The following is an 8,913-nucleotide window of genomic DNA, read 5'->3' as shown; positions in this document are numbered from 1 at the left end:
GCTGCGGGGGGGGGGGCTTCCCCTTTGTGGGGCCGTGTCCCGCGCCCTTCCAGGTACGCGAGCCGACTGTCCAGGTACGTGAGCCGACCGTCCGGGTACGCGGGTCAGCAGGTGAAGTGGACGCGGGTCGTCGTGCGGCCCGGGACCCAGTACGTGCGGACGAGGTCCGCCAGCCGGTTCACCAGCAGCAGGCCACGGCCGCCCAGCGCCGCCGCGGCCGGCGGGATCCGGCCGGCCAGGGGTTCGGTGATCGTGCCCGTGTCGGTGACCTCGCCGACCACCTGACGCTCGTCCGCCCAGAGCCGGAGCACGCCCGCGCCGCCGCCGTAGAGCACGCTGTTCGTCGTCAGCTCCGCGATCGCCAGGGTGAAGTCGTCGCGTCTCGGCCGGCGCAGGCCGTGGCGCGCGGCCCAGATCTCCGCGAACCCGCGCAGCGAGGCCAGCTGCCCGATGTCGAACTTGCGCTCGACCGCGGCCGCCGGCTGGTCCAGCGGCCGCATGAAGTCCGCGCGCGCTCCGTCCGGGTCGAACCGGGGGCTGACGAACGGCCCGGCCGGCCCCCACACCTCCGGGTGGGTGCGCTCGGCGTCAGCCAGCGCGTCCGGCGGCAGCGCCGCGGTGTCGTACGGGCAGAGCACCGCCAGGTCCCGCCCGGCGAGCGCGTGGTTGAGGAGCGCCTCGTGCAGGACGCATGCGGGGTACTCGGCCCCGGAGCGGTCGCTCCACATCTGCTCCGCCACGACCCGCACCGGGCCGCTGTGCTCGCCGGCGAAGGCGAGCAGGACCGTCGGCAGGATGGCACCGGGGTTGCGGCCAGCCCGGCACATGTCGGTCAACCGCACTTCGCGGGCCCGCTCTTCCAGGGCCTTCTCGATGAGCAGGAGATTCCGGGCGGGGACGGCGACGGCCACGGGTTCACCCCGGTCGAGAGCGTCGAGCACGAACGGAACGACGCCGGCCAGGTACTCACTGTCACCGCGGTAGAACAGTGCCGGATGCCGAAACGGTCTGAGGGCACCTACCACGAGACCTTGCTACCCGAAGACGGCCGGGCGCAAACGCCACGAACGGAGGAAGTTCATTCCACCCAACGGCCGACGACCGAGATCAGCCAGAAGCCGACCATCGTCGCGACGCCGAACAACAGCACCCAGTTGACCAGCGGACGCCGTTCGGTGACCCCACGGGCCCGCCAGAGCGCGTAGCCGGCGACGACGAAGAGCGGCACGGGGATCAGCGGCAACGGCGACAGCCGGGACACCACGGCCACGACGCACGTGCCGGCGCACACGGCCAGCACACCCATCAGCACCCGGTTCAGCCACGGGTACCGGTCGAACACGGACGCGATGACGCGTTCGCTCAGCTCGCGGAACCCGAGGACCGGGCCGCCGGACACCGGCGCCGGTTCGGGTGGCGGCGGTGCCTGCACACCACCGGCGGGGGCGGCGCCCCCGCCGGTGACCGGCATAGAGTCAGCAGTCATTCAGCTTTCCTGTCGGGTCTCCGGGCCGGGTGGCCCGGAGACGCCCGGCCTCAGGCCGACTTCTCGCCGCGCTCGCTGCGCGTGCGCCGCGTCGGCTGCCGGGCGACGATCGTCGGGTTCACGTTCTCCCGGACGGTCTGCTCGGTGATCACGACCTTCGCCACGTCGTCGCGGCTCGGGATGTCGTACATGACCGGCTGCAGCACCTCTTCCATGATGGCGCGCAGCCCGCGGGCACCGGTCCCGCGCAGGACCGCCTGGTCGGCGATGGCCTCGAGCGCGGTCTTGGTGAACTCGAGCTCGACGTTGTCCATCTCGAAGAGCTTCTTGTACTGCTTCACCAGGGCGTTGCGCGGCTGGGTGAGGATGCTGACCAGCGATTCCTTGTCCAGGTGGTTGACCGTCGCCACGACCGGGAGCCGGCCGATGAACTCCGGGATCAGCCCGAACTTGATCAGGTCCTCGGGCATGGTGTCCGAGAAGACGTCGCTCTCCTCGATCTCGGACTTCGTGCGGATCTCCGCACCGAAGCCGAGGCCACGCTTGCCGACCCGCTCGTTGATGATCTTCTCCAGCCCGGCGAACGCGCCGGCCACGATGAACAGGACGTTCGTCGTGTCGATCTGGATGAACTCCTGGTGCGGGTGCTTGCGGCCGCCCTGCGGGGGCACCGAGGCCGTGGTGCCCTCGAGGATCTTCAGCAGCGCCTGCTGGACACCCTCGCCCGAGACGTCCCGCGTGATCGACGGGTTCTCGCTCTTGCGGGCGATCTTGTCGACCTCGTCGATGTAGATGATCCCGGTCTCGGCCCGCTTGACGTCGTAGTCCGCCGCCTGGATGAGCTTGAGCAGGATGTTCTCGACGTCTTCGCCGACGTAACCGGCCTCGGTCAGCGCCGTGGCGTCCGCGATCGCGAACGGGACGTTGAGCAGCTTCGCCAGCGTCTGCGCCAGGTAGGTCTTGCCGCACCCGGTGGGGCCGAGCATCAGGATGTTCGACTTGGCGAGCTCGACCGACTCCTCCTTGGAGTCCTTCGGCCCGGCCTTGTCGTCCGCCTGGATCCGCTTGTAGTGGTTGTAGACCGCTACCGCGAGGGTCCGCTTGGCATCGTTCTGCCCGATGATGTACTGCTCGAGGAACTCGTGGATGTCGGCGGGCTTGGGCAGCTCGTCGAGCTTGACGTCGCCGGCCTCGGCCAGCTCCTCCTCGATGATCTCGTTGCAGAGGTCGATGCACTCATCGCAGATGTAGACCCCGGGGCCGGCAATGAGCTTCTTCACCTGCTTTTGGCTCTTCCCACAGAAAGAACACTTCAGCAGGTCTCCGCCGTCACCGATCCGTGCCATGGCCGTTGACCTCGTCCCCTCCGGCGCGGGTTTCCGCGCCTGACGTGTGTTGCGACGGTGCGACCCCCGGTCTCGAACGACCGAGCGGAGTCTCACGCATTGCCACTGACGGTACCCGTCCGATGCCGTGGGCGGGAACACCCACAGGCGCCGGGAGCACGTCAGAGGACGACCCTAAACCAGAGTGCCGGTGTATGTCGTCTCCTCGACACACACCGGCCCGGCGGATCTACAGAGCCGACGCCTTCCGGTACGGCAGCACCTCGTCGATGATGCCGTACGCCTTGGCCTCCTCGGCCGTCAGGATCTTGTCGCGCTCGATGTCCTTGCGGATCTGGTCGGCGTCCTTGCCGGTGTGGTGGGCCAGGATGACCTCCATCTGGCGCCGCACCCGCTGGATCTCGTTCGCCTGGATCTCCAGGTCGGAGACCTGGCCGTACGTGCCCTCGGTGGCCGGCTGGTGGATCAGCACGCGCGAGTTGGGCAGCGCGTAGCGCTTGCCCGGCGTGCCGGCCGACAGCAGCACCGCGGCCGCGGACGCGGCCTGGCCGAGGCAGTACGTCTGGATGTCCGGGCGGACGAACTGCATGGTGTCGTAGATCGCCATCAGCGAGGTGAACGAGCCACCCGGCGAGTTGATGTAGATCAGGATGTCGCGGTCCGGGTCCTCGTGCTCGAGGTGCAGCAGCTGGGCCATCACGTCGTTGGCCGACGCGTCGTCCACCTGCACGCCGAGGAAGATGACGCGCTCCTCGTACAGCTTGTTGTACGGGTTCGACTCCTTGACGCCGTAGCTGGTGCGCTCGACGTACGACGGGAGGATGTACCGCGACTGGGGTGTGGTCGGAGCCCGGAAGTCACCCGGGAGCCTGAAGTTGCTCATGATCGAGTCTCCTGTGTGCTTCGCGCTCAGTTCGAGCCGGGACGGGCGATGTCGCGGGTGAGGACGTGGTCCACGAACCCGTAGTCCTTCGCCTCCTGCGCGGTGAACCAGCGGTCGCGGTCGCCGTCGGCGATGATCTGCTCGACCGTCTGCCCGGTCTGCTCGGCCGTGATCTGGGCCAGTTCCCGCTTCCACTTGTTGAAGAGGTCGGCCTGGATCGCGATGTCCGACGCCGTGCCGCCGACACCGGCGGACGGCTGGTGCATCAGGATCCGCGCGTGCGGCAGCGAGTAGCGCTTGCCGGGCGTGCCCGAGGAGAGCAGGAACTGCCCCATCGAGGCCGCCATGCCCATCGCGTAGGTCGCGACGTCCGGGCGGATCAGCTGCATGGTGTCGTAGATCGCGAACCCGGCGGTGACCGAACCGCCCGGCGAGTTGATGTAGAAGCGGATGTCGGACTCGGCGTCGTCGGCGTCGAGCAGCAACAGCTGCGCGGTGATCCGGTTGGCGATCTCGTCGTTCACCTCGGAACCGAGGACGACGATGCGTTCCTGGAGCAACCGCTCGAACACCGAGTCGGTGAGGGTGAGCCCTGCGGTGCCGGTCCGCGCCTCGGGCATGTGCTGCGTCACGTCTGCCTGCCTTTTCGCCGGCGGCGGCCCGGTGGTGACGGCCGCCGCTGTCGTTTCAGATGCTTGAGATCTTGTATCCGACCCTAACGAACTTGGGCGGTGCAGAATGCCTGACACCGCCCAAGTTCGCTCACAGCTTCACTCCGCCGGAGTCTTCGCCGCCTCGTCGGTGACCTGCGTCTCCTGGGTTGCCTCGTCGGCGACCGGCTCGTCGCTGCCGAACAGCTCCGAAAGGTCGACCTCGGCACCCGAACCGTCGGTGACGGTCGCCTTCCGGACCACGGAGGCGAGCGCCTTGCCGCGGCGGACGTCGGCGTAGATCGCGGTCAGCTGGCCGGACTGCTGGGCACGCTGGACGTACTCGTCCGGGCTGATCCCGAAGCGCTGGGCCTGGTAGATGATCCGCTCGGTCAGCTCGCCGTCGTTGACCGAGACCTCTTCCTTGTCGGCGATGGTGTCCAGCAGCAGCTGCGTGCGGACGGCCTTCTCCGACTCGGTGCGGGTCTCCGCGTCGAACTCCTCCAGCGTGCGGCCTTCGGCCTCGAGGGCCTGTGCGAACTGGGCCTCGTCGTGGTCGAACGGGTGGATCGCGTCGTGCTTGCGGTTCTCGATCTCGGAGTCGAGGACCTTCTCCGGGATCGGCACCTCAGTGCGCTCGAGGAGCTCGTCGAGCACCTTGTCGCGGGCCTGGACGCCCTGCTGCATCTTCTTGACGCGGGCGAGGCGCTCGCGGAGGTCACCCTTGAGCTCGTCGATCGTGTCGAACTCGCTCGCCATCTGGGCGAACTCGTCGTCGGCCTCCGGCAGCTCGCGCTGCTTGACCGACTGGACGGTCACGGTCACCTCGGCGTCCTTGCCGGCGTGGTCGCCGGCGACGAGCTGGGTGGTGAACGTCTTGGTCTCGCCGGCGTTCGCGCCGACGATGGCCTCGTCGATGCCGTCCACGAGCTGGCCGGAGCCGATCTCGTAGGAGAGCCCGCTGGTGGCGGCCTCCTCGACGGCCTCGCCGTCGACGGTCGCGGCCAGGTCGATCGAGACGAAGTCGCCGGTCTCGGCCGGGCGCTCGACGCCGGTCAGCGTGCCGAAGCGGGCGCGCAGCTCGTCCAGCTGCTCGTCGACCTCCGCGTCGGTCAGCTCGACGTCGTCGACGGTGACCGCGAAGCCTTCGAGGTCGGGCAGCTCGATCTCCGGGCGCACGTCGACCTCGGCGGTGAACTCGAGGACGTCGCGGTCTTCGAGCTTGGTCACGTCGAACTCGGGGTTCCCGAGCGTGCGGACCTCGTTCTCGCGAACGGCCTCGATGTACTTGGCCGGGATGGCCTCGTTGACGACCTCGTCGAGCACCGGGCCGCGCCCGATCCGGCTTTCCAGGACGCGAGCGGGCGCCTTGCCGGGCCGGAAGCCCGGGATGCGCACCTGCTGGGCGATCTTGCGGTAGGCGCGGTCGAAGTTCGGCTTCAGCTCGTCGAACGGCACCTCGACATTGATCTTGACTCGCGTCGGGCTCAGCTGCTCGACGGTGCTCTTCAAGGTCTTCTCCTCGAGCGGTAACGATTGTGTAGGACAATCCTGCGGAAATGGCCCCGGCCACCTGCGGACCGGGACGTCCGAGTCTAGGCCAGGGGCCCGCGCCGCCGGGGCGGGGGCCACCTGCGGCGTCAGGACCCGAGCATCCGGCCGATCACCCAGCGCATCTGGCCGCTCGCGTGCTCGGCCGAGCCGCTGGGCTGCACCAGGTGGGAAAGCAGCAGCCGCACGAACGCCTCGACCGCCACCGCCCACTCCGACGCCGTCAGCGGAACCGCCGGGTAGCTGCGCGCGAACACCGCCGCGACGGCCTCGACCGCCCGCCCGAGCACCGCCTCGGGCTGCGAGGTCAGCAACGGGAGGAAGTCGTCGCGGCCGCCCTGCTGGCCGCCGAGCGCGATCTCCAGCAGCGGGTTGGCGTGGGCGGCTTCGAGGCTGTGCCGGAACGCGGCCGTGACGCCCTCGACCGGGTCGTCCGGGTGCGCGGCGACGTCGTCGTTCACGCGCTCCACGAAGCGGTCGGTTTCGTTCAGCATCAAGGCCTTGGCGAGCTCGGCCTTGGAGCCCAGTTCGTTGTAGACGGTCTGCCTGCTGACGCCGACCTGCGCGGCCAGCTTGCCCATCGTCACGGCGGCCCAGCCGTCGGCGCGGATGACGTCGGCCGCCGCGGCCAGCAGCTTCTCCCGGGTGCGCGCCGGAACCGGGTGGGTGACCGCCTTCACACCGTCAGCTTACCCGCGGGTTGCGTTCCGCTGGCCGGCACCTTTTTTCGAAGCCTGCCACAACGTTTACAAACCCGGCTGAGTTGTCTACGGTGACTCCCGCCTGACCAGGAGCTTCTCGACCGGGGAGACCGCTCGATGTCCGTCGCCGTCACCGAGCCGCACGGTTCCGTCACAGTGGCGGCGCCCGCGACCGGGGTGGCCGCCGCCCACGCGGTGCCCTCGCCCCGGATCGCGCTGCCCGCCGTCTCGGTGCCGGCGTTGCTGCTGTTCGCCGGCAGTGCCGCGGTGTGGGGCACCGCGACCTGGCTGCTGCTCGCCGGGCTCGTGCCGGCGGTCGTGACCGTGCTGCTGAACACCGTCGTCACCTTCGCGATGTACACAGTGGTGCACGAGTCGGCGCACCACTGCGCCGGGAAGCTGACCTGGGTCAACGAAGTGCTCGGCCGGCTGGCCGTCCCGTTCGTCGCGGCGTACGCGTCGTTCCCCTCGCTGCGGTACGTCCACGGTGAACACCACCGCCACACCAACGCGTCGGTCCGCGCGGACCCGGACGCCTGGACCGCCCGCGGCCCGCGCTGGCAGCTCCCGCTGCGCTGGCTGACGCTCGACTTCTCCTACGCGCGCTGCTACTTCGCCCGGCTGCGGTCCCGGCCCCCGCACGAGCTCGCCGAGACGGTGGTGGTGCTGGCGGCGGCGGTGGCGGCCGCCGTGGCGCTCGTCTCGGCCGGGTACGGCCTCGAGCTGCTGTTCGTGTACCTGCTGCCGCAGCGGCTGGGGCTGGGCCTGCTCGCCTGGTCGTTCGGCTGGCTGCCGCACCACGGCCTGCCCGCCGCCGGGCCGCGCGGCCGGTTCGGCACCACCCGCGTGCGCGTCGGCCTCGAGCGGCTGCTGACCCCGGTACTGCTGGCCCAGAACCTGCACCTGGTGCACCACCTGCACCCGGCCGTCCCGTTCCACAAGTACCGGCGGGTCTGGCTGGAGAACCGCGAGGCCTACCTGGCCCGCGACGTCCCGATCAGCACCGCCTGGGGCCGGGACCTGACCGCGGAGGAGTACCGGATGACCGCGGGACTGGACACCGAACCCGACGTCGTCGTGCCCGCGCCGGCCCCGCCGCCGCTCGGGCCGAGCCGCTTCCACCGGCTGCGGGTGCGCGAGATCAGCCCGCTGACCGCGGACGCCGTCGCGATCACCTTCTACGTCCCGCCCCAGCTCACGAGCGAGTTCCGGTTCCTGCCGGGCCAGCACGTGGCGGTCCGCGCGGTGCTCGACGGGCAGCCGGTGCGCCGGACGTACTCGATCTGCGCGCCCGCGGCGTCGGGTGAGCTGCGGATCGCGGTGAAGCGGCGGCCGGGCGGCGCGTTCTCCGGGTTCGCGACCACGACGCTGGCCGTGGGGGACTTCCTCGACGTGCTGCCGCCGTCGGGAGGGTTCACGCTCACACCCGATCCTTCGCGGACCGCGCACTACGTCGCGCTGGCCGCGGGCAGCGGCATCACGCCGGTGCTGTCCATCGTGGTCAGCGCGCTGTCCGCCGAGCCGCACAGCCGCGCGACCCTGTTGTACGTCAACACTTCGGGCTCGACGACGCTCTTCGCGCGGGAACTGAGCTCGCTCGCCGACGGGTTCGGCGGCCGGCTGCACGTCGTCCACTACCGGACCGACGAGCGCGACCCGGACCTGCACGCGCACCGGCCCCGGCAGTTCGACACGGTCGGCGAGGCACTGGCGATTTCGCACGAGCGGTACCAGCGCGGCCGGCTCGACGGGACGCGGCTGCGCGCGCTGCTGCAGAACCGCCTGCACCCGGCGAAGGTCGACGAATGGTTCCTGTGCGGGCCGCGCGGCCTGATGGACCTGGCCCGCCGGACGCTGGCCGACGCGGACGTCCCGGCCGAGAACGTCCACTTCGAGCTCTTCCACGGCGCGGCGCCCCTGCGCGACCCGGCGGGCACGCCGGCCACGGTGGCGGTGACGCTGGGCGGGACCACGACGTGCGTCCCGGCGGAAGCCGGCGAGACGGTGCTGGACGCGGCGCTGCGGGCCGGGTTCGAGGTGCCGTACTCGTGCACGGGCGGCGCGTGCGGCACGTGCCTGGCGACGCTGCGGCAGGGTCAGGTCGACATGGATGTCCGCTACGCGCTGACGGTCGACGACGTGGCGGCGGGCCGCATCCTGACGTGCCGTTCCCACGCGACGACCCCGGAGGTCGCGGTCGACTACGACCGCCGCTGACCCCGGACTCCAAGCGCCCCAATGTGGCGTTGGTTGCGTCCCACGCACCCAATGTGGCGTTCGGTGCGGCAGACGCACC

General features: G+C 70.3%; 8 protein-coding genes. 1 reads left to right on the top strand and 7 read right to left on the bottom strand.

Annotation, left to right across the window (positions count from 1 at the left end; translation table 11 throughout):
- Positions 1 to 104 precede the first annotated feature (104 nt).
- From AB0M83_RS47650 to AB0M83_RS47620, 7 genes are all read right to left on the bottom strand, one after another.
- Positions 105 to 1,025 (bottom strand): anti-sigma factor RsbA family regulatory protein, encoded by a 921-nt coding sequence (locus tag AB0M83_RS47650; RefSeq protein WP_364529167.1) that lies wholly within the window; start codon positions 1,023 to 1,025, stop codon positions 105 to 107.
- Positions 1,026 to 1,078: 53 nt separating this feature from the next.
- Entirely contained in the window at positions 1,079 to 1,486 is a 408-nt protein-coding gene (locus tag AB0M83_RS47645) for a hypothetical protein (RefSeq protein ID WP_364529164.1), read from the bottom strand.
- 50 nt (positions 1,487 to 1,536) lie between these two features.
- On the bottom strand, positions 1,537 to 2,832 hold the full coding sequence (gene clpX / locus AB0M83_RS47640) for an ATP-dependent Clp protease ATP-binding subunit ClpX (RefSeq protein WP_155545639.1): 1,296 nt from the start codon (positions 2,830 to 2,832) through the stop codon (positions 1,537 to 1,539).
- A 229-nt stretch (positions 2,833 to 3,061) separates the two neighbouring features.
- Positions 3,062 to 3,715, bottom strand: a complete 654-nt coding sequence (locus tag AB0M83_RS47635; RefSeq protein WP_364529161.1) for an ATP-dependent Clp protease proteolytic subunit — start codon at positions 3,713 to 3,715, stop codon at positions 3,062 to 3,064.
- Between the two features lie 26 nt (positions 3,716 to 3,741).
- A complete protein-coding gene (locus AB0M83_RS47630; protein WP_364529158.1) occupies positions 3,742 to 4,347 on the bottom strand; it encodes an ATP-dependent Clp protease proteolytic subunit in 606 nt (201 codons plus the stop codon).
- Between the two features lie 138 nt (positions 4,348 to 4,485).
- Positions 4,486 to 5,877, bottom strand: a complete 1,392-nt coding sequence (gene tig / locus AB0M83_RS47625; protein WP_364529155.1) for a trigger factor — start codon at positions 5,875 to 5,877, stop codon at positions 4,486 to 4,488.
- 128 nt (positions 5,878 to 6,005) lie between these two features.
- On the bottom strand, positions 6,006 to 6,596 hold the full coding sequence (locus AB0M83_RS47620) for a TetR family transcriptional regulator (protein WP_364529152.1): 591 nt from the start codon (positions 6,594 to 6,596) through the stop codon (positions 6,006 to 6,008).
- 138 nt (positions 6,597 to 6,734) lie between these two features.
- Between AB0M83_RS47620 and AB0M83_RS47615 the strand changes: the two genes are divergently transcribed.
- On the top strand, positions 6,735 to 8,834 hold the full coding sequence (locus AB0M83_RS47615) for a fatty acid desaturase (RefSeq protein WP_364529149.1): 2,100 nt from the start codon (positions 6,735 to 6,737) through the stop codon (positions 8,832 to 8,834).
- Positions 8,835 to 8,913: the final 79 nt, after the last annotated feature.

Origin of the sequence: Amycolatopsis sp. NPDC051106 (assembly GCF_040682775.1) — a bacterium.
Classification (GTDB): Bacteria; Actinomycetota; Actinomycetes; order Mycobacteriales; family Pseudonocardiaceae; genus Amycolatopsis.
Note: the sequence above shows the minus strand (reverse complement) of the source record. Positions and strands in the feature narration are given on the sequence as shown.

Excerpts from the sequence above, each read along its gene's own strand:
- AB0M83_RS47645 (WP_364529164.1), bottom strand. The coding sequence starts at position 1,486 with ATGACTGCTGACTCTATGCCGGTCACCGGCGGGGGCGCCGCCCCCGCC.
- AB0M83_RS47615 (WP_364529149.1), top strand. The coding sequence starts at position 6,735 with ATGTCCGTCGCCGTCACCGAGCCGCACGGTTCCGTCACAGTGGCGGCG.
- AB0M83_RS47635 (WP_364529161.1), bottom strand. The coding sequence starts at position 3,715 with ATGAGCAACTTCAGGCTCCCGGGTGACTTCCGGGCTCCGACCACACCC.
- clpX (WP_155545639.1), bottom strand. The coding sequence starts at position 2,832 with ATGGCACGGATCGGTGACGGCGGAGACCTGCTGAAGTGTTCTTTCTGT.